General features: G+C 62.9%; 17 protein-coding genes. 1 reads left to right on the top strand and 16 read right to left on the bottom strand.

Annotation, left to right across the window (positions count from 1 at the left end; genetic code table 11):
- Window positions 1-60: 60 nt before the first annotated feature.
- Window positions 61-915: an S-formylglutathione hydrolase gene (gene fghA, locus ACIPZ8_RS19005; RefSeq protein WP_110639789.1), complete on the bottom strand. Its 855-nt coding sequence runs from the start codon at window positions 913-915 to the stop codon at window positions 61-63.
- A gap of 8 nt (window positions 916-923) precedes the next feature.
- Entirely contained in the window at window positions 924-2,036 is a 1,113-nt protein-coding gene (locus ACIPZ8_RS19000) for an S-(hydroxymethyl)glutathione dehydrogenase/class III alcohol dehydrogenase (protein WP_400726202.1), read from the bottom strand.
- A 108-nt stretch (window positions 2,037-2,144) separates the two neighbouring features.
- On the opposite strand from ACIPZ8_RS19000, the gene ACIPZ8_RS18995 reads away from it, so the two are divergent.
- On the top strand, window positions 2,145-3,041 hold the full coding sequence (locus ACIPZ8_RS18995) for a LysR substrate-binding domain-containing protein (protein WP_400726199.1): 897 nt from the start codon (window positions 2,145-2,147) through the stop codon (window positions 3,039-3,041).
- 120 nt (window positions 3,042-3,161) lie between these two features.
- On the opposite strand, the gene ispD is transcribed toward ACIPZ8_RS18995, so the two are convergent.
- The 14 genes from ispD to bamA form a co-directional block, all read right to left on the bottom strand.
- Window positions 3,162-3,869 (bottom strand): 2-C-methyl-D-erythritol 4-phosphate cytidylyltransferase, encoded by a 708-nt coding sequence (gene ispD / locus ACIPZ8_RS18990; RefSeq protein ID WP_400726196.1) that lies wholly within the window; start codon window positions 3,867-3,869, stop codon window positions 3,162-3,164.
- A complete protein-coding gene (gene ftsB, locus ACIPZ8_RS18985) occupies window positions 3,866-4,147 on the bottom strand; it encodes a cell division protein FtsB (protein WP_023534037.1) in 282 nt (93 codons plus the stop codon). Before ftsB ends, ispD begins: the two co-directional genes overlap by 4 nt.
- A gap of 156 nt (window positions 4,148-4,303) precedes the next feature.
- Complete coding sequence (gene eno / locus ACIPZ8_RS18980; protein ID WP_054885360.1) at window positions 4,304-5,593, bottom strand: phosphopyruvate hydratase; 1,290 nt, start codon at window positions 5,591-5,593, stop codon at window positions 4,304-4,306.
- Window positions 5,594-5,793: 200 nt separating this feature from the next.
- Window positions 5,794-7,422: a CTP synthase gene (locus ACIPZ8_RS18975; RefSeq protein ID WP_400726193.1), complete on the bottom strand. Its 1,629-nt coding sequence runs from the start codon at window positions 7,420-7,422 to the stop codon at window positions 5,794-5,796.
- A gap of 269 nt (window positions 7,423-7,691) precedes the next feature.
- Window positions 7,692-8,975, bottom strand: a complete 1,284-nt coding sequence (gene tilS, locus ACIPZ8_RS18970) for a tRNA lysidine(34) synthetase TilS (protein ID WP_400726191.1) — start codon at window positions 8,973-8,975, stop codon at window positions 7,692-7,694.
- 146 nt (window positions 8,976-9,121) lie between these two features.
- Entirely contained in the window at window positions 9,122-10,069 is a 948-nt protein-coding gene (accA, locus tag ACIPZ8_RS18965) for an acetyl-CoA carboxylase carboxyl transferase subunit alpha (protein WP_400726188.1), read from the bottom strand.
- A gap of 105 nt (window positions 10,070-10,174) precedes the next feature.
- Window positions 10,175-13,699 (bottom strand): DNA polymerase III subunit alpha, encoded by a 3,525-nt coding sequence (gene dnaE, locus ACIPZ8_RS18960; protein ID WP_400726185.1) that lies wholly within the window; start codon window positions 13,697-13,699, stop codon window positions 10,175-10,177.
- An 89-nt stretch (window positions 13,700-13,788) separates the two neighbouring features.
- Window positions 13,789-14,412 carry a ribonuclease HII gene (gene rnhB, locus ACIPZ8_RS18955; RefSeq protein WP_294340765.1) on the bottom strand — a complete coding sequence of 208 codons (624 nt, stop codon included), beginning with the start codon at window positions 14,410-14,412 and terminating at the stop codon, window positions 13,789-13,791.
- Between the two features lies 1 nt (window position 14,413).
- The gene (gene lpxB / locus ACIPZ8_RS18950) at window positions 14,414-15,541 is read right to left on the bottom strand and encodes a lipid-A-disaccharide synthase (protein ID WP_400726182.1); all 1,128 of its coding nucleotides are present in this window, start codon (window positions 15,539-15,541) and stop codon (window positions 14,414-14,416) included.
- Between the two features lies 1 nt (window position 15,542).
- Entirely contained in the window at window positions 15,543-16,319 is a 777-nt protein-coding gene (lpxA, locus tag ACIPZ8_RS18945; RefSeq protein WP_085675614.1) for an acyl-ACP--UDP-N-acetylglucosamine O-acyltransferase, read from the bottom strand.
- Window positions 16,316-16,756 (bottom strand): 3-hydroxyacyl-ACP dehydratase FabZ, encoded by a 441-nt coding sequence (gene fabZ / locus ACIPZ8_RS18940; protein WP_003252314.1) that lies wholly within the window; start codon window positions 16,754-16,756, stop codon window positions 16,316-16,318. Before fabZ ends, lpxA begins: the two co-directional genes overlap by 4 nt.
- Window positions 16,757-16,869: 113 nt before the next feature.
- Window positions 16,870-17,925, bottom strand: a complete 1,056-nt coding sequence (lpxD, locus tag ACIPZ8_RS18935; RefSeq protein WP_400726180.1) for a UDP-3-O-(3-hydroxymyristoyl)glucosamine N-acyltransferase — start codon at window positions 17,923-17,925, stop codon at window positions 16,870-16,872.
- A 1-nt stretch (window position 17,926) separates the two neighbouring features.
- Window positions 17,927-18,430: an OmpH family outer membrane protein gene (locus tag ACIPZ8_RS18930; RefSeq protein WP_003252311.1), complete on the bottom strand. Its 504-nt coding sequence runs from the start codon at window positions 18,428-18,430 to the stop codon at window positions 17,927-17,929.
- A gap of 44 nt (window positions 18,431-18,474) precedes the next feature.
- A partial coding sequence (bamA, locus tag ACIPZ8_RS18925; RefSeq protein WP_400726175.1) for an outer membrane protein assembly factor BamA occupies window positions 18,475-20,400 on the bottom strand: 1,926 nt, incomplete at its 5' end.

Raw genomic sequence — 20,400 nt, 5'->3', positions numbered from 1 at the left:
TGAGTCAGGGCGTGATTCTACCTGCTTTGCAGGAGGTTGGGCGGCTTTTGGACCGGGCTGTTACACCCGCCCCAATGCCATCGCATGATGGCGCAGGTGCTCATCGATGAAGCTGGCGATGAAGTAGTAGCTGTGGTCATAGCCAGGCTGCAGGCGCAGGGTCAGTGCATGCCCCCCTTTGCGTGCAGCCTGCTCCAGCGCTTCAGGCTTGAGCTGCTTCTCGAGGAAGTCATCACGGTCGCCCTGGTCCACCAGCAACGGCGGGCACTCGCCTGCAGGCGTTTCCGCCAGCAGTACACTGGCATCCCACTCACGCCAGCGCGCACGGTCTTCACCCAGGTAGCGGCTGAAGGCCTTCTCGCCCCATGGGCAATCCATCGGGTTGCTGATCGGCGAGAACGCCGACACCGAGCGATAGCGCCCCGGGTTGCGCAAGGCGCACACCAGTGCGCCATGGCCGCCCATGGAGTGGCCGCTGATGCTGCGCTGGTCGGAGGCCGGGAAGTGCGCCTCGATCAGTGCCGGCAACTCCTGCACCACATAGTCGTGCATGCGGTAATGCTGCGCCCAGGGCTGCTGGGTGGCGTTGAGGTAGAACCCGGCGCCGAGGCCGAAGTCCCAGGCGCCGTCAGGGTCGCCCGGCACCTGCTCGCCACGCGGGCTGGTGTCGGGGGCGACGATGATCAGCCCGAGCTCGGCGGCCAGGCGCTGGGCACCAGCCTTCTGCATGAAGTTCTCGTCGGTGCAGGTGAGGCCGCTGAGCCAGTACAGCACCGGCAGCTTTTCACCCTGCTCGGCCTGCGGTGGCAGGTAGACAGCGAACACCATGTCGCAGCCCAGCACCTTGGAGTGATGCCGGTAACGCTTGTGCCAGCCGCCGAAGCTCTTCTGGCAAGAGATGTTATCCAGGCTCATGGCTGACCTCAGAAGTGGATCACGCTACGGATGCTCTTGCCTTCGTGCATCAGGTCGAAGGCTTTGTTGATGTCTTCCAGGCCCATGGTGTGGGTGATGAAGGTATCCAGCGGGATCTCGCCCTTCTCGGCCATGTCCACATAGCTTGGCAGCTCGCTGCGGCCACGTACGCCGCCGAATGCCGAACCACGCCAGACGCGGCCGGTCACCAGCTGGAACGGACGGGTGGCGATTTCCTGGCCGGCACCGGCGACACCGATGATCACCGACTCGCCCCAGCCCTTGTGGCAGCATTCCAGGGCCGCGCGCATCAGTTGCACGTTGCCGATGCACTCGAACGAGAAGTCGACGCCGCCGTCGGTGAGGTCGACGATCACTTCCTGGATCGGGCGGTCGTAGTCTTTCGGGTTGATGCAGTCGGTGGCACCCAGTTGGCGGGCGATCTCGAACTTGGCCGGGTTGATGTCGATGGCGATGATGCGCGAGGCCTTGGCCTTGACGGCACCGATCACGGCCGACAGGCCGATGCCGCCGAGGCCGAAGATGGCCACGGTGTCACCCGCCTTGACCTTGGCAGTGTTGAGTACCGCGCCGATACCGGTGGTGACGCCGCAGCCGAGCAGGCAGACCTTCTCCAGCGGTGCTTCCTTCTGGATCTTGGCCACGGAAATTTCCGGCAGCACGGTGTACTCGGAGAAAGTCGAGGTGCCCATGTAGTGGAACAGCTGCTGGCCCTTGTACGAGAAGCGAGTGGTGCCGTCCGGCATCAGGCCCTTGCCCTGGGTGGCACGGATGGCCTGGCACAGGTTGGTCTTGCCCGAGAGGCAGAACTTGCACTTGCCACATTCCGGGGTGTACAGCGGGATCACGTGATCGCCCACCGCCACCGAGGTCACGCCCTCGCCAATCGCTTCGACGATCGCACCGCCTTCATGGCCGAGGATCGACGGGAAGATACCTTCCGGGTCGGCGCCGGACAGGGTGTAGGCGTCAGTGTGGCAGACACCGCTGGCGACCACGCGCAGCAGCACTTCGCCGGCCTTGGGCATGGCCACGTCGACTTCGACGATTTCCAGGGGTTTCTTGGCCTCGAAGGCAACGGCAGCACGGGACTTGATCATCACAGGGTCTCCAGACAAAGGATCGATACAGTCCTGCAGTGTAATCCAGGCGCTTTTGATGAATAATCCAGGCAAAGCCAAAACATTATTGCCATACAGGGATAATCCATGAGCAGCCGCTGGGAAGGCATCGACGAATTCGTCGCCGTGGCCGAGTCTGGTCAGTTCACGGCGGCAGCCGAGCGCCTGGGCGTGTCGTCGTCGCACATCAGCCGGCAGATCGCCCGCCTGGAAGAACGCTTGCAGACCCGTTTGCTGTACCGCAGTACCCGCCGGGTGGCCCTGAGCGAGGCCGGGCAGACTTTTCTGCAGCATTGCCAACGCCTGCAGGACGGCCGCGAGGAAGCACTGCGCGCCATGGGCGACCTGGCCAGCGAACCCAAGGGCCTGCTGCGCATGACCTGCGCGGTGGCCTATGGTGAGCGCTTCATCGTGCCGCTGGTGACGCGTTTCATGGCCCTGTATCCGCAATTGCGGGTCGAAGTCGAACTGAGCAACCGCACCCTGGACCTGCTGCACGAAGGCATGGACCTGGCGATCCGCCTGGGCCGCTTGGCCGACTCCCGGCTGGTGGCAACACGCCTTGCGCCGCGGCGCATGTACCTGTGCGCTTCACCGGCGTACCTGGAGCGTTACGGGCGGCCGCACAGCCTGTCGGAACTGGCCCGGCACAATTGCCTGATTGGCAGCTCCGACCTGTGGGCCTTGCAGCTGGAGGGTCGCGAGATCAGCCAGCGGGTGCAGGGCAACTGGCGCTGCAACAGTGGCCAGGCGGTGCTGGATGCGGCGCTGTTGGGGATGGGGTTGTGCCAGTTGCCGGACTATTACGTGCTTGAGCACTTGAACAGTGGCGCACTGGTATCGTTGCTGGAAGGGCATCAGCCCCCGAATACGGCGGTGTGGGCGTTGTATCCGCAGCAGCGGCACTTGTCACCGAAGGTCAGGCGCTTGGTGGATTACCTGAAGGAAGGGTTGGCGGGGCTGCCGGAATATCGGGTGACCTGATCGGATGCCGGGGCCGCGTTGCGCCCCTTTCGCGACGCAAGGCCGCTCCTACAGAAGATCGCAATTCCCTGTAGGAGCGGCCTTGTGTCGCGAAAGGACTGCGCAGCGGTCCCGGCAATCTCAGCGCCTGCCAGCCCAGCGCTGGCGCAGCCACTCCAGGTCTTCCGGCCGGGTGACCTTGATGTTGTCACTGCGCCCTTCGATCAGTCGCGGTGCCTGCCCCGACCATTCGATGGCCGACGCCTCATCGGTCACCACCACATCGGAAACCAGGCTCTCGGCCAGGGCCCGATGCAAAGCCCCCAGGCGGAACATCTGCGGCGTATAGGCCTGCCAGATGGTGCTGCGATCCACCGTCGCGGCCACCCGCCCTTTGCCGTCGGCGCGCTTGAGGGTATCGCGCGCCGGCACCGCCAGCAGCCCGCCTACCGGGTCATCGGCCAGTTCCGACAGCAACTTGTCCAGGTCACTGCGCGCCAGGTTCGGCCGCGCCGCATCGTGCACCAGCACCCAGTCGTTGTCCGACGCCCCCTGGGCATGCAACAGCAACAAGGCATTGAGCACCGAGTCGGCACGCTCGTCACCGCCCGGGGCACGCTGGATGCGCGGGTCGCTGGCACAACGCAGGCCCGGCCAGTAGGGGTCGTCTTCGGCAATGCTGACCACCACGCCCTTGAGCGAGGGGTGGCCAAGAAAACAGTCGAGGCTGTGCTCGAGGATGGTCTGCCCGGCCAGCTCCAGGTATTGCTTGGGGCGGTCGGCAGCCATGCGGGCACCGACGCCCGCAGCAGGAATCACGGCCCAGAAGGCCGGTAGTGTTTCAATCATTTTTGCGGCAGCTGGAAGAGGGTTTCGCCCTCTTTGACCATTCCCAGTTCATGACGAGCCCGCTCTTCGACGGTCTCCATACCTTTCTTCAGCTCCAGCACCTCGGCATCGAGCACGCGGTTACGCTCCAGCAGCCGTTCGTTCTCGGCGTGCTGTTCGTCGATCTGCTGCTTGAGCTCGGCCACTTGCGCCAGGCTGCCGTTACCCACCCAAAGGCGGTACTGCAGGCCACCAAGCAGCAGGAGCAGGACAAGGAACAACCAATAGGGACTGCGCATCAAGGTATCCAGGTTAAAGACCGCCGCACACGGGCGTCATATAGCACGAAGCCTGGCCGAGGCCAGGCTTCGTTGACAGAAACCCGCATGAAGCGCCAGAAAATTCATTACGAAAGTTCCGGCAGCCTCGGCTGCTGTCTTTTTACCATCTCTTGCTTAGCCGCGAAACTCGGCACGACCACGGTAAACCGCTTTGGCACCCAGTTGCTCTTCGATGCGCAGCAGTTGGTTGTACTTCGAGACGCGGTCGGAACGGCACAGCGAGCCAGTCTTGATCTGGCCAGCAGCGGTACCCACGGCCAGGTCGGCAATGGTCGAGTCTTCGGTTTCACCGGAGCGGTGCGAGATCACTGCGGTGTAGCCGGCAGCCTTGGCCATCTGGATGGCTTCCAGGGTTTCGGTCAGCGAGCCGATCTGGTTGAACTTGATCAGGATCGAGTTACCGATGCCCTTCTCAATGCCTTCCTTGAGGATCTTGGTGTTGGTCACGAACAGGTCGTCACCGACCAGCTGTACCTTGGCACCGATCTTGTCGGTCAGGATCTTCCAGCCAGCCCAGTCGGACTCGTCCAGGCCGTCTTCGATCGAGATGATCGGGAAGCGCTCGGTCAGGCCTTTCAGGTATTCGGCGAAACCTTCGGCGTCGAACGATTTGCCTTCGCCAGACAGGTTGTACTTGCCGTCTTCGTAGAATTCGGAAGCCGCGCAGTCCAGGGCCAGGGTCACGTCGGTGCCCAGCTTGTAGCCCGCTTTCTCGACCGCTTCGGCGATGGCAGCCAGAGCATCTTCGTTGGAAGCCAGGTTCGGGGCGAAACCACCTTCGTCACCGACGGCAGTGTTCAGGCCACGGGCCTTCAGCACGGCTTTGAGGTGATGGAAGATTTCGGTACCCATGCGCAGGCCGTCGGAGAAGGTCTTGGCGCCAACCGGCTGAACCATGAACTCCTGGATGTCGACGTTGTTGTCGGCGTGCTCGCCGCCGTTGATGATGTTCATCATCGGCACCGGCATCGAGTACTGGCCCGGGGTGCCGTTCAGGTTGGCGATGTGCGCGTACAGCGGCAGGTCCTGGTCCTGTGCAGCGGCCTTGGCGGCAGCCAGGGACACGGCCAGGATGGCGTTGGCGCCCAGCTTGGCCTTGTTCTCGGTACCGTCCAGTTCGATCATGGCGCGGTCCAGGGCCTTCTGGTCGGAAGGATCCTTGCCCAGCAGCAGGTCACGGATCGGGCCGTTGATGTTGGCGACGGCCTTCAGCACGCCCTTGCCCAGGTAACGGCTCTTGTCGCCATCACGCAGCTCCAGCGCTTCGCGCGAGCCGGTGGAAGCACCGGACGGCGCGCAAGCGCTGCCGATGATGCCGTTGTCGAGCAGTACATCGGCTTCCACGGTGGGGTTGCCACGCGAATCGAGAACTTCACGACCTTTGATGTCGACGATTTTTGCCATTGTTGTAAGCACTCCAGAATTGACGAAAACAACGCAACTTTAGGGAATTCTTGCCTTGCACCAGGCGGGGACGCAGCAGGCAGGCCTGGCAGAAGCAACCCCTGACCGAGCGGTCAGGGGTAGATCGGGGCGTACTTTACCCGAGAAATGAGCCTTGCGCGGCTTTAACCGTCGGAAAACTCATCAAAGACCTGAAATAATCAGGCCTTGTTCTTCTGGGCCAGGGCCGCCTTGACGAAGCCGCTGAACAGCGGGTGACCGTCACGCGGGGTGGAGGTGAACTCCGGGTGGAACTGGCAGGCAACGAACCATGGGTGGTCCTTGGCCTCGACCACTTCGACCAGCGCGCCGTCTTCGGAACGACCGGAAACCACCAGGCCAGCGTCAACCAGCTGTGGCAGCAGGTTGTTGTTGACCTCGTAGCGGTGACGGTGACGCTCGGTGATCACGTCCTTGCCGTAGCAGTCGTGCACCTTGGAACCGGCAGCCAGTTGGCAGTCCTGCGCGCCCAGGCGCATGGTGCCGCCCAGGTCGGACGCTTCGGTACGGGTCTCGACAGCACCGGTGGCATCGGCCCACTCGGTGATCAGGCCGACCACCGGGTGGCCGCTGTTGCGGTCGAACTCGGTGGAGTTGGCGTCTTTCCAGCCCATCACGTTGCGGGCGAACTCGATCACGGCCACCTGCATGCCGAGGCAGATGCCCAGGTACGGGACCTTGTTCTCACGGGCGTACTGCACCGCGGTGATCTTGCCTTCCACGCCACGCAGGCCGAAACCGCCCGGTACCAGGATGGCGTCGGCGCCTTCGAGCAGGCTGGTGCCCTGGTTCTCGATGTCTTCGGAGTCGATGTAGCGCAAGTTGACCTTGGTACGGTTGGTGATGCCGGCGTGGCTCATCGCTTCGATCAGCGACTTGTACGCATCCAGCAGCTCCATGTACTTGCCGACCATGGCAATGGTGACTTCCTGCTCAGGGTTGAGCTTGGCATCGACCACCTTGTCCCACTCGGACAGGTCAGCGCTGTTGCACTGCAGGCCGAAGCGCTCGACGACGAAGTCGTCCAGACCCTGGGCGTGCAGCACACCCGGGATCTTGTAGATGGTGTCAACGTCTTCCAGCGAGATCACCGCACGCTCTTCGACGTTGGTGAACAGCGCGATCTTGCGGCGCGACGAGGCGTCGACCGGGTGGTCGGAGCGGCAGATCAGCACGTCAGGCTGCAGGCCGATGGAGCGCAGTTCCTTGACCGAGTGCTGGGTCGGCTTGGTCTTGGTCTCGCCAGCGGTGGCGATGTACGGGACCAGGGTCAGGTGCATCAGCATGGCGCGCTTGGAGCCCACTTCGACACGCAGCTGGCGGATCGCCTCGAGGAACGGCTGCGACTCGATGTCACCCACGGTACCGCCGATTTCCACCAGGGCCACGTCGGCATCGCCGGCGCCCTTGATGATGCGACGCTTGATTTCGTCGGTGATGTGCGGGATGACCTGGATGGTCGCGCCCAGGTAGTCACCACGGCGTTCTTTACGCAGCACGTGCTCGTAGATGCGGCCGGTGGTGAAGTTGTTGTTCTGGGTCATGGTGGTGCGGATGAACCGCTCGTAGTGGCCCAGGTCGAGGTCGGTCTCGGCGCCATCGTGGGTGACGAACACTTCACCATGCTGGAACGGGCTCATGGTGCCCGGATCGACGTTGATGTACGGATCCAGCTTGAGCATGGTGACCTTCAGGCCCCGCGCTTCCAGGATGGCCGCCAGGGATGCCGAGGCAATGCCTTTCCCCAATGAAGAAACAACACCGCCCGTGACGAATATGTAGCGCGTCATGAAAAACCCTAGAAGTCTGCGTTAAGGCGGCCAGCGCCGCCGGAGAAAGCGAAGGAAGGCCGAAGCCCCCGATCACCTGCGTCAATCACAGTGCATCTCGAAAAACTGCCGCGTCTGTACAGACCAGGGGTATCCCCGGCATGGAGCTCGCTCGTCATTTCCAGAATCAGCCCAGCAAAAAACTGCTTGGTAATCGGCAACTGCTGTGTTTCCGGGGAAGCCACAGAAGTTGTATCAAGAAGGGAGGGTAGTCTACCGGAATGTACCCTTCAGCTCAAACCTTGCGCGTTCGTCGGCAGCTGCCAGTGAAGCTGGCAATCGGCCTGCGCCAGCGAAGGCAGATTGGCCACCGCCAGCAGGCGCTCGCCGCAATACAGCAACGGCAGGCGCGGGCGCACGAAGTGCGGGACCTGCAGCTCGTTGAGCAGGCGCTTGAGGTCGCGTCGGCCGCGGCCGGGGATGTCCAGCACCTCGCCGCCCTGCCGGTAGCTGACATGTAGGCCATCCATCGACCGGGTGCAAGCAAGACGTACGTTGCCGTTATTCGGCAATGCCAATGCAACCCCGGGATCGCCCCAGGCCAACGGGCCGACAGGTTGTTTCAGCCAGTCGCCACTCAACCACCAGACACGCCCGTGACTGCGAACCAGCTGACCGTCGGCAAGGCGCCAGATCGGTTGTGCATCCCCTGCTGCATCGCGCAGATCCGCCCAGCCGGCCCAATGGCGGGTATCGGGCAAACGGGTACGGCGGCTGAGCCAGTATTGCAGGGCATTGCGCTGACGCGCGGGCGACCATTCGCCGAGCACGGCCAGATCGAGCGAGTCCAGGCCCGCCCAGGCAGGTGAAGCACCCTCCCCGGCCTGAGCCAGGTCACCTTGTGCCATCTCATCGAGCAAACCGAGCGCCTCGCCCAGATGCTCTGCGCAGCGGGCAAGGTTCTGGCTGGCTTGCGGCCAGCGTTGCTGCAACACCGGGAACACCTCGCCGCGCAGGTAATTGCGAGCAAAGGCCGTGTCGCTGTTGGAGGGGTCTTCGATCCAGCTCAGGCCATGGGCCTGGGCGTAGTCATGCAGCTGCTGCCGGGAAACATCCAGCAATGGTCTGACCAGGTTGCCCTGCCCTAGTGACCGCTGCGAGGGCATCGCCGCCAGACCGCGCAGGCCGGCACCGCGTAGCAGACGGAAGAGCAAGGTTTCGGCCTGGTCGTCGCGGTGCTGGGCAGTGAACAGGATGTCACCGCGGCCGAGGACGTTCGCCAGGGCGGCATAGCGGGCGTCACGGGCGGCCTGTTCGAGACTGGCGCCGGGGATGACCTGGACGTGGATGACCTGGAGTTCGATACCGAGCTGGTCGCAGATGGACTGGCAATGGGCAGGCCACGCGTCGGCAGCGGATTGCAGGCCGTGATGGATGTGCAAGGCGCGCAACGGAGGTGATGCGTGGCTGCGGGCGTGGTTGGCCAGCAGGTGCAGGAGGACGGTGGAATCGAGGCCGCCGGAGAAGGCGATGTACCAAGCGGGGGCTTTCAGCCAGGGGGTGAGGTTGATCATATGCGCCTCACTTGGCTTGAGATTGCCGGGGGTGCTTTGCACCCCTTTCGCGACACAAGGCCGCTCCTACAAGGGACTGCGGTGGCCTGTAGGAGCGGCCTTGTGTCGCGAAAGGGCCGCAAAGCGGCCCCAGGGGCAAATCTGAATCAGAGGCCGTAGCTCATCAGGCGGTCGTAACGGCGGGCCAGCAGCGCGTGGTTGTCGAGCTTGCCGAGCATGTCCAGCTGCTGCACCAGGTCGGCGCGGATGCTTTCGGACATCTTCGCCGGGTCACGGTGGGCGCCGCCCAGCGGCTCCTGGATAACCTTGTCGACGATGTTCAGGCTCTTCAGGCGCTCAGCGGTGATGCCCATGGCTTCAGCGGCGTCGGCAGCCTTGTCGGCAGTCTTCCACAGGATCGAGGCGCAGCCTTCCGGCGAGATCACCGAATAGGTGGAGTACTGCAACATGTTCAGCTGGTCGCACACGCCGATGGCCAGTGCACCGCCGGAACCACCCTCACCGATCACGGTGGCGATGATCGGGGTCTTCAGGCGGGCCATGACGCGCAGGTTCCAGGCGATGGCCTCGCTCTGGTTGCGCTCTTCGGCGTCGATGCCCGGGTAGGCGCCCGGGGTGTCGATGAAGGTCAGGATCGGCATCTTGAAGCGCTCGGCCATTTCCATCAGGCGGCAGGCCTTGCGGTAGCCTTCAGGGCGCGGCATGCCGAAGTTGCGGCGAACCTTTTCGCGCACTTCGCGGCCCTTCTGGTGGCCGATGACCATCACTGGCTTGCCGTCCAGACGCGCAGTACCACCGACGATTGCAGCGTCGTCGGAGAAGTGGCGGTCACCGTGCAACTCTTCGAACTCGGTGAAGATGTGATCCAGGTAGTCCAGGGTGTACGGACGACGTGGATGGCGGGCCAGGCGGGCGATCTGCCAGCTGGTCAGGTTGCCGAAGATGCTTTCGGTCAGGGTGTTGCTCTTGTCTTGCAGACGGGCAATTTCATCGCTGATGTTCAGCGAGTTGTCGTTGCCTACCAGGCGCAGGCCTTCGATCTTGGCTTGCAGGTCGGCAATCGGCTGTTCGAAATCGAGAAAATTCGGGTTCATAGTCATCCGTCTTGGGTCTACGGCCAGGCGGCCGGCCGGTTGATCCGTTTGGCGCCCTACCTTAAGGGATCAGGCGCATATAGGTCGAGATTAAATTTCGTCGATTCAACGATATTGCAGGAAGACGTTCTCACGCCCGAACTGGTCACGCAGTGCCTGAATCAGGCCATCGGCCGGGTCGATCTTCCACTGCTCGCCGAACTGCAACATGGCCTTGGCGTCGCTGCCGGTGTACTCCAGCGTGATCGGGCAGGCACCGCGGTGGCGGGTGATCAGCTCGCCCAGCCACTTCAGGCGATCGCCCTTGAGCGCCTCGTGTGCCACTTTCAGGCGCAGGCTCTCGGCCAGCTTTGTGCGCGCGTCCTCCATGGTCATCACCTGCTTCACCCGCAGGCGCAGGCCACCGGAGAAGTCGTCGTTGCTGACCTCGCCCTCGACCACCACCATGGCATCGGTCTGCAGCAAGGACTGTGCCGCCATGTAGGCATCGGCAAACAGCGAGGCCTCGATGCGCCCGGAACGGTCATCCAGGGTGACGAAGCCCATCTTGTCGCCCTTCTTGTTCTTCATCACCCGCAGGGCAATGATCATCCCGGCGATGGTCTGGGTTTCGCGCGACGGCTTGAGGTCGATGATGCGCTGGCGGGCAAAACGGCGAATCTCGGTCTCGTACTCGTCGATCGGGTGGCCGGTGAGATACAGGCCCAGGGTGTCCTTCTCGCCTTTCAGACGTTCCTTGAGGGTCAGCTCGCGCACCTTGCGGTGGTTGACGTAGACGTCGACATCCGCCGCGTCGAACATGCCGCCGAACAGGTCGACGTGACCACTGTCAGCGGTATGGGCCGCCTGCTCGGCAGCCTTGATGGCCTCGCCCAGGGCCGACAGCAAGGTCGCACGGTTGAGGTCGATATTGGCCTGATAGGCCTTGATCTCGTCATGGAAATGCGGGCCCAGGCGGTCGAGCGCACCGCTGCGGATCAACGCATCGAGGGTACGCTTGTTGACCCGCTTGAGGTCGATGCGCTCGCAGAAGTCGAACAGGTCCTTGAACGGGCCACCCTGGGCACGCGCCTCGACGATGGCCTCCACCGGGCCTTCGCCGACACCCTTGATCGCACCCAGGCCGTAGACGATGCGGCCGTCGTTGTTGACGGTGAACTTGAAGTCGGAGAAGTTCACGTCCGGCGCATCGAGGCGCAGCTTCATGCTGCGCACTTCCTCGACCAGCACCACCACCTTGTCGGTGTTGTGCATGTCCGCCGAGAGTACTGCGGCCATGAATGGCGCCGGGTGGTGGGTCTTCAGCCAGGCGGTCTGGTACGACACCAGGCCATAGGCGGCGGAGTGGGACTTGTTGAAGCCGTAACCGGCGAACTTCTCTACCAGGTCGAAGATGTTACCGGCCAGATCCGCATCGATATTGTTGGCGACGCAACCCTCGATGAAGCCACCGCGTTGCTTGGCCATCTCCTCGGGCTTTTTCTTACCCATGGCTCGACGCAGCATGTCGGCGCCGCCAAGGGTGTAGCCCGCCATTACCTGGGCGATCTGCATCACCTGTTCCTGGTACAGGATGATGCCGTAGGTCGGCGCCAGTACCGGCTTGAGGCCTTCGTACTGATAGTCGGAGTGCGGGTAGGCCAGCTCGGCACGGCCATGCTTGCGGTTGATGAAGTCGTCCACCATGCCCGACTGCAGCGGGCCCGGGCGGAACAGTGCGACCAGTGCGATGAGGTCTTCCAGGCAGTCGGGCTTGAGCTTCTTGATCAGCTCTTTCATGCCGCGGGATTCGAGCTGGAACACCGCCGTGGTTTCGGCCTTCTGCAACAGCTCGTAGGTCTTGCGGTCGTCCAGCGGGATGAAGTCGATGTTGAGGTCGGGCAGGTTCTGCTTGGCCTGCTCGCGGTTGATGATCTCCATCGCCCACTTGATGATGGTCAGGGTACGCAAGCCGAGGAAGTCGAACTTCACGAGGCCCGCAGCCTCGACGTCGTCCTTGTCGAACTGGGTCACCAGGCCGCCGCCCTCTTCGTCACAGGCGATCGGCGAGAAGTCGGTGAGCTTGGTCGGAGCGATCACCACGCCACCGGCGTGCTTGCCGGTACCACGGGTGACACCTTCGAGCTTGAGCGCCATGTCCCAGATCTCGCGGGCATCCTCGTCGCCCTTGAGGAAGTCGCGCAGGATCTCTTCCTGCTCGTAGGCTTTCTCCAGGGTCATGCCCACTTCGAACGGGATCATCTTCGACAGGCGGTCGGCCAGGCCGTAGGACTTGCCCTGCACCCGCGCCACGTCGCGCACCACCGCCTTGGCGGCCATGGTGCCGAAGGTGATGATCTGGCTCACGGCGTTACGGCCATAGGCTTCGGCCACGTAATCGATCACCCGGTCACGGCCGTCCATGCAGAAGTCGACGTCGAAGTCGGGCATGGAAATACGTTCAGGGTTGAGGAAGCGCTCGAACAGCAGGTCGTAGGCCAGCGGGTCGAGGTCGGTGATCTTCAGCACGTAGGCCACCAGCGAGCCCGCACCCGAGCCCCGCCCCGGGCCCACCGGCACGTCGTTGTTCTTGGCCCACTTGATGAAGTCCATAACGATCAGGAAGTACCCGGGGAAGCCCATCTGGATGATGATGTCCAGTTCGAACTTCAGGCGGTCCAGGTAGACCTGACGCTTCTCTTCGTAATTCGGCGTGGTCTCTTTCGGCCAGAGCACCGCCAGGCGCTCCTCCAGGCCTTCGTGGGAGACGTGGCGCAGGTAGTCATCGATGCCCATGCCATTGGGCGTCGGGAAATCGGGCAGGAAGTACTTGCCGAGCTGTACCTGGATGTTGCAGCGCTTGGCGATTTCGACGGTGTTGGCAATGGCATCGGGCAGGTCGCTGAACAGCTCGGCCATTTCCTCGGCCGATTTCAGGTACTGCTGGTCGCTGTAGCCACGCGGGCGCCGCGGATCGTCGAGGGTCCAGCCCTCACCGATGCAGACGCGGGTTTCGTGGGCGTCGAAGTCGGCCTGCTTGATGAAGCGCACGTCGTTGGTGGCCACCAGTGGCGCACCGAGCTGGTCGGCCAGGGTCACGGCAGCGTGCACGTATTCCTCGTCGCCGGCGCGGTTGGTGCGCTGCACCTCGACGTAGAAACGCTCGGGGAACATGCCCATCCAGTCGCGCAGCAGTGCTTCGGCCTCATCTTGACGACCATTCATCAGGGCCATGCCGATATCGCCCTCCTTGCCTGCGGAGAGGGCGATCAGCCCTTCGCTGGCGGGGGCGATCCACTCACGCTGGAGGATCACCAGGCCGTTGCGCTGGCCATCGGTCCAGCCACGGGAGATCAACTCGGTGAGGTTGCGATAGCCCTTGGGGTCCATGGCCAGGAAGCAGATACGCGACAGCGGTGCTTCCGGGTCCGCGCCGGCCAGCCACAGGTCGGCACCGCAGATCGGCTTGATGCCGGCGCCCATGGCAGTCTTGTAGAACTTGACCAGCGAGCACATGTTGCTCTGGTCGGTGATCGCCACCGCCGGCATGCTCATCCCCGCCAGCGCCTTGGCCAGCGGCTTGATCCGCACCAGGCCGTCGACCAGCGAGAATTCGGAGTGGACGCGCAGGTGAACGAAGGGAACCGACATGGAAAGTCCTGTAGCAGTGCTGAACGACAAGGGCGGGATTGTAGCGTAATTGCTTAAAACATTTGGGGCCGCATAGCGGCCCCAGTTCATCAGATCAACGAGTCGGTAATGCCTTCGCGGGCTTCCCAGGCGGCCCGCACCGGGCCGAACGAGCGCCGATGAATGGGCGTGGGCCCGAGGCGTGCGAGGGCTTCAAGGTGCACAGGTGTTGGATAGCCTTTATGCCCGCCAATCCCGTAACCCGGGTAGATCAGCTCGAATGCACTCATCTCCCGGTCGCGGGTCACCTTGGCCAGGATCGATGCGGCAGCGATTGCTGGCACCTGGCTATCACCCTTGACCACCGGCGCAGCCGGCACCGCCAGTTTCGGGCAACGGTTACCGTCGATCAGTGCCAGCTTCGGGGTCACGTGCAGCCCTTCCACCGCTCGCTGCATGGCCAGCATGGTGGCTTGCAGGATGTTCAGCCGGTCGATCTCCTCGACTTCGGCGCGGGCGATGCAAAAGCTCAGGGCTTTTTCGCAGATCTCGTCGAACAGCGCTTCGCGCTTGGCTTCGGTGAGCTTCTTCGAATCGTTCAGGCCCAGAATCGGCCGAGCCGGGTCGAGGATCACCGCCGCCGTGACCACCGCACCGCACAGCGGGCCGCGGCCGACTTCGTCGACGCCGGCGACCAGGTCCTCGACCAGGTTGAAGTCCAGTCCAATCTGCATGTCAGCGGTCCTTGAGCAAGGCCAGCACCGCATCGGCCGCCTGGTTGGAGGCGTCGCGGCGCAGGGTGCGGTGAATCTCGTCGAAGCGTTCGGTCTGCCGGGCACCGTCGGTGACCAGCGGCGCCAGGGTCTGTGCCAGGGCTTCGCTGGTCGCGGCGTCCTGCAACAACTCAGGCACCAGCTCTCGCTGGGCCAGCAGGTTGGGCAGCGACACGTAGGGGCTTTTCACCAGGCGCTTGAGAATCCAGTAGGTCAACGGTGCCAGGCGGTAGGCCACGACCATCGGCCGCTTGTACAGCAGCGCCTCCAATGTGGCGGTGCCGGAAGCGATCAGCACCGCGTCGCAAGCAGCCAAGGCTCGGTGCGACTGGCCATCGAGCAAGGTCAACGGCAGATCGCGGCCTTCGAGCATCTGCTCGACCTGGGCACGACGCGCCGCGTTGGCACACGGCAACACGAAACGCACGCCAGGCACCAACTCGCGCAGGCGCTGGGCGGCGTCGAGGAACAATGCCCCCAGGCGCCCGACCTCACCACCACGGCTTCCTGGCATCAACGCCACCACCGGCCCATCAGTAAGGCCCAGTTCGCTACGCGCAGCCTGACGGTCTGCCGTCAACGGAATGGTATCGGCCAACGGATGGCCGACAAACCGCACCGGCACACCCTGTTCTTCGTAGAAACGTGCTTCGAAAGGCAGCAGCGTGAGCATCAGGTCGCAACCTTCGCGGATCTTCAGCACACGCTTCTGCCGCCACGCCCAGACCGACGGGCTGACGTAATGCACGGTCTTGATCCCGGCCTGACGCAGTTTCAGTTCGATATTGAGGGTGAAATCGGGGGCGTCGATGCCGATGAACACATCGGGCTTTTCGCCGATCAGGGTCTGGATCAGTGCCTTGCGCCGCTTGAGCAGCTCACGCAGCCGCCCCAGAACTTCGACCAGCCCCATGACCGCAAGACGCTCCATGGGGAAGTAGGACTGCAGGCCTTCGGCTTCCATCAACGGGCCGCCGACACCAATGAACCGCACGTCGGGATGGCGCGCCTTGAGGGCGCGCATCAGGCCGGAGCCGAGAATATCGCCGCTGGCCTCACCCGCGACCAGGGCTACGCAAAGCTGCGCCATGTCAGCGGGTAATGCCGCGGGCGGAGTTCACGATCGACTGGCGGAACAGCTCGACCTGCTCGTGCTTGGCTGCCAGCTCGTCCAGCTCCTTGATCGCCTCTTCCACGGTCAGGCCCTGGCGGTAGACGATCTTGTAGGAACGGCGCAGGGCATGGATGACCTCGTCGCTGAAGCCACGGCGGCGCATGCCTTCGAAGTTCATGCTGCGCGCTTCGGCAGGGCTGCCGAACACCGTGACGAAGGCCGGCACGTCCTTGCCGATCGCCGTACCCATGCCGGAAAACGCGTGGGCACCGATGTGGCAGTACTGATGCACCAGGGTGAAACCGGACAGGATCGCCCAGTCGCCCACGTGCACATGCCCGGCCAGCGCGGTGTTGTTGACCAGGATGCAGTGGTTGCCGATGACGCTGTCGTGGCCGATGTGGGCATAGGCCATGATCAGGTTGTGATCACCGAGCGTGGTTTCCGCACGGTCCTGGACCGTACCACGGTGAATGGTCACACCTTCGCGGATGACGTTGTGATCACCGATCACCAGGCGCGTGGGCTCACCCTTGTACTTGAGATCAGGGGTGTCTTCGCCAATCGAGGAAAACTGGTAGATACGGTTGTGCTTGCCAATCCGGGTCGGCCCCTTGAGCACCACGTGCGGGCCAATGACGGTGCCCTCGCCAATTTCGACATCGGGGCCGACGATCGACCACGGGCCGACCTCGACGCCGTCGGCCAGCTTGGCCGACGGATCGATGATCGCCCGCGGATCAATCGAACTCATAGGGAGCGTTCCGCACAAGTGATCTCGGCCGAGCACACCGGCTTGCCGTCAACCAGGGCACGGCACTCGAACTTCCAGATCATGCTCTTGCGGCTGAGGAACTTGGCTTCCAATACCAGCTGGTCGCCCGGCAGTACCGGTTGGCGGAAACGCAGCTTGTCGGAACCGACGAAGTAGTACAGGGTGCCATCAGCCGGCTTGGCATCGAGCATCTTGAAACCAAGGATGCCGGCCGCCTGGGCCATGGCTTCGATGATCAGGACGCCCGGCATGATCGGGTGCGCCGGGAAATGGCCATTGAAGAACGGCTCGTTGATGCTGACATTCTTGTAGGCACGAATGCTCTGGGCCTCGAAGTCCAGATCCGTCACGCGATCTACCAGCAGGAACGGGTAGCGGTGAGGCAGGTATTCGCGAATCTCGTTGATGTCCATCATTTCGGGGGGAAGCCTGTAATAAGAATAGGGAGCGCAGGTGCTGACCACACGCTCCTTTTGCAGTCCAAAGAGGAGCCAGCTAGCGACTGTTCACTCTTGCTCAGGAAATGGTATCAGCCTTCTGATGTCGGCTGGCCACCTGAGGTCACGGTATCGACACGTTTTTCCAGCTGCTGGAGCCGCTTGGCCATGTCATCGAGCTGGCGAATTCGCGCCGCGCTCTTGCGCCAGTCGGCCAGTGGCTGCATGGCCGTGCCGGATGAATAGGAGCCCGGTTCGGTGATCGAACGGGTCACCATGGTCATCCCGGAGACGAATACGTTATCGCAGATATCGATATGCCCCACCAGGCCCACGCCACCTGCCAGCATGCAATGCTTGCCGATGCGCGTACTGCCGGAGATCCCGACACAGGCGGCCATGGCCGTGTGATCACCGATCTGCACGTTGTGGGCGATCTGGATCTGGTTGTCGAGCTTGACCCCATCACCGATCCGGGTGTCGGACAGCGCGCCACGGTCGACGGCAGTATTGACGCCGATTTCCACGTCATCACCGATGGTGACGCCGCCAATCTGGGCGATCTTGCGCCAGATGCCCTTCTCGTTGGCGAAGCCGAAGCCCTCGCCACCGATCACGGCGCCCGACTGGATGACAACACGCTTGCCGATGGTCACGTCGTGATACAGCGTGACCCGCGGTGCCAGCCAGCCACCTTCGCCGACCACGCAACGGGCGCCGATGAAGCAATGTGCGCCGATGCTGACGTTGGCGTCGATGCGCGCACCGCTTTCGATGACCGCGAACGGCCCGACACTGGCGCTGGCATCCACCTGAGCATCCTCCGCCACCACGGCGCTGGGATGAATACCCGCCACAGCCTTGGGTTTGGGGTCGAACAGGTGGGAAATGCGCGCATAAGCCAGGTACGGGTCAGCCACGATCAGGGCATTGCCGGAAAAGCCTTCGGCGTCCGCAGCCTTGAGCAGCACCGCAGCGGCCTGGCAGGTGTCCAGGTATTTGCGGTACTGCGGGTTGGCGAGGAAGCTCAATTGACCGGGGCCGGCCTCCTGCAAGGTAGCCAACCCGGTAATCTGCAGCGCCTCAGGGCCTTTGAGTGTGGCCCCGAGGGCCTCGGCCAGCTGGCCGAGCGTCATGGTCACGGTCATATCAACGCGCTTGGTTCATGCGCTCGATGACTTGGCGGGTGATGTCGTACTGTGGTTTGACATCGATGACCGCGCCGCGCTCGAGAACCAGGTCGTAGCCGCCCTTCTTGATCACTTCCTCGACAGCGCCGTCCAGTTTCGGCTTGAGCTGCTTGAGCATGTCACGGTCAGCAACGGCCTTGGCCTCGTTCAGCTCCTTGGACTGGAACTGGAAGTCACGGGCTTTCTGCTTGAATTCGAGCTCCAGGCGCTCACGCTCCTGCTGCTGCATCTTGTCGCCGCCCTTGATCAGGCGGTCCTGGATGCCCTTGGCGCTGCTTTCCAGGCTTTTCAGCTTGGTCAGTTGCGGGCCGAATTTCTTCTCGGCATCGACCGCGTACTTCTTGGCGGCATCGGATTCGAGCAGGGCCATCTGATAGTTCAGCACGGCGACCTTCATTTCGGCGAAAGCCGGGGTGGCGACCAGCGCCGCGGCCACTACGGCCAGTTGAGCCAATTTACGCACGATGCACTCCTGGAAAAACCGTTGTCGTTAAGCAAGGGCCGACCTTAGAAGGTCTGGCCCAGAGAGAATTGGAACACCTGGGTATCGGCATCGCTCGGCTTCTTCACCGGCATCGCCAGGCTGAAGCTCAACGGGCCCAGAGCAGTAATCCAGGTCACACCCAGACCGACCGAACTGGCCATGCCCGAGAAGCCAACCTTTTCGCAATCCGGCTTGCTGCCGCAGTTGGTGTCGAACACGTTACCCACATCCCAGAACACGGAGGTGCGCAGGGAGCGCTGGTCCTTGACGAACGGCAGCGGGAACAGCAATTCGGCACCACCTTGCACCAGCACGTTACCACCGAACGGCAGCGGATCCTGATCCGGGTCGGCGATAGTGCCTGGGTTCTTGCCGGTACTAGGCGTACTGCGTGGGCCCAGGCTGCTGTCCTTGAAGCCACGTACGGAGTTGAAGCCACCCGCGTAGTAGTTCTCGTAGAACGGCAGGCCCGAGGTGCTGCCGTAGCCATCACCATAGCCCAGTTCGGTGTGCAGGCGCAGGGTGTAGTCGTTGGTAATCGGCTTGAACAGCTGGCCGCGGTAGTCGAGCTTGTAGAACGACAGGTCGCTGCCCGGAATGGTGCTCTCGAGCGTCAGGCTCTGGGAGTGACCACGGGTTGCCAGCACACCTTTGTTCAGGGTCGACTCGGACCAGCCGATCGAAGCCTTGAAGTTGGTGAAGTTGCTACCTTCCTGCTTGAGGAAGTCGAAGATCTCGTCAACGGTGTACTTACCAGTCTTGATCTTGTCCTGCTGAACGCTCAAGCCGTAGGTCAGGCGCGAGGTTTCGCTGATCGGGTAGCCGAGGCTGACACCGGCACCCACGCTGTCCACTGCATAGCTGGCCACATCGACGTCAAGGTCGCTGTAGTCGGTGCTGCGGTAGAAGGCGTTGTAGCCCAGACTCACGCCGTCGGCAGTGAAGTAGGGGTCAACGAAGCCGAAGTTGTAGCGGGTCTGGTATTGCGAACGGGTCAGGCCGATGGACACCTTGTTACCGGTACCGAGGAAGTTGGTCTGGCTGATCGAGCCGCCGAGGATCAGGCCGGCGCTCTGGGCGAAACCGACGCTGGCGGTGATCGAGCCGGAGGCCTGCTCTTCGACGCTGTAGTTGACGTCGACCTGGTCGTCGGTGCCTGGCACCGCCGGGGTCTCGACGTTGACCTCCTTGAAGAAGCCCAGGCGCTCGAGGCGGGTCTTGGACTGGTCGATCAGGTAGGTCGACGCCCAGCCGCCTTCCATCTGGCGCATTTCACGGCGCAGCACTTCGTCTTCGGTCTTGGTGTTGCCGCGGTAGTTGATGCGGTTGACGTAGGCACGCTTGCCCGGGTCGACCACGAACATGATGTCGACGGTGTGGTCCTGGTCGTTCGGCTGTGGCACGCCGTTGACGTTGGCGAAGGTGTAGCCTTCGTTGCCCAGGCGACGGGTGATCAGCTCGGAGGTGGTGGTCATCACCTTGCGCGAGAACACCTGGCCCGGCTGCACCAGCAGCAGCGACTTGACCTGGTCTTCCGGCACCTTCAGGTCACCCGACAGCTTCACGTCGCGAACAGTGTACTTCTCGCCTTCGTTGACGTTGACGGTGATGTAGACGTGCTTCTTGTCCGGGGTGATCGACACCTGGGTGGAGGCGATGTCCATGTTGATGTAGCCGCGGTCCAGGTAGTAGGAACGCAGGCGCTCCAGGTCACCGGAGAGCTTTTCGCGGGCGTACTTGTCGTCGTTCTTGAAGAACGACAGCCAGTTGGTGGTCTTCAGCTCGAACAGCTGCTGCAGCTCTTCATCGCTGAACACGGTGTTGCCAACGATGTTGATGTGCTGGATGGCGGCGACGGTGCCCTCGTTGATCTTGATCTTCAAGGCCACGCGGTTGCGCGGCTGCGGCACCACTTCGGCGTCGACCTCGGCCGAGTAGCGGCCCTGGGC

The sequence above is a fragment of the Pseudomonas sp. NPDC089422 genome, assembly GCF_044749405.1.
Taxonomy (GTDB): Bacteria; Pseudomonadota; Gammaproteobacteria; order Pseudomonadales; family Pseudomonadaceae; genus Aquipseudomonas.
The sequence above is the reverse complement of the archived record's forward strand: the minus strand, read 5'-3'. Positions and strand labels throughout refer to the sequence as shown.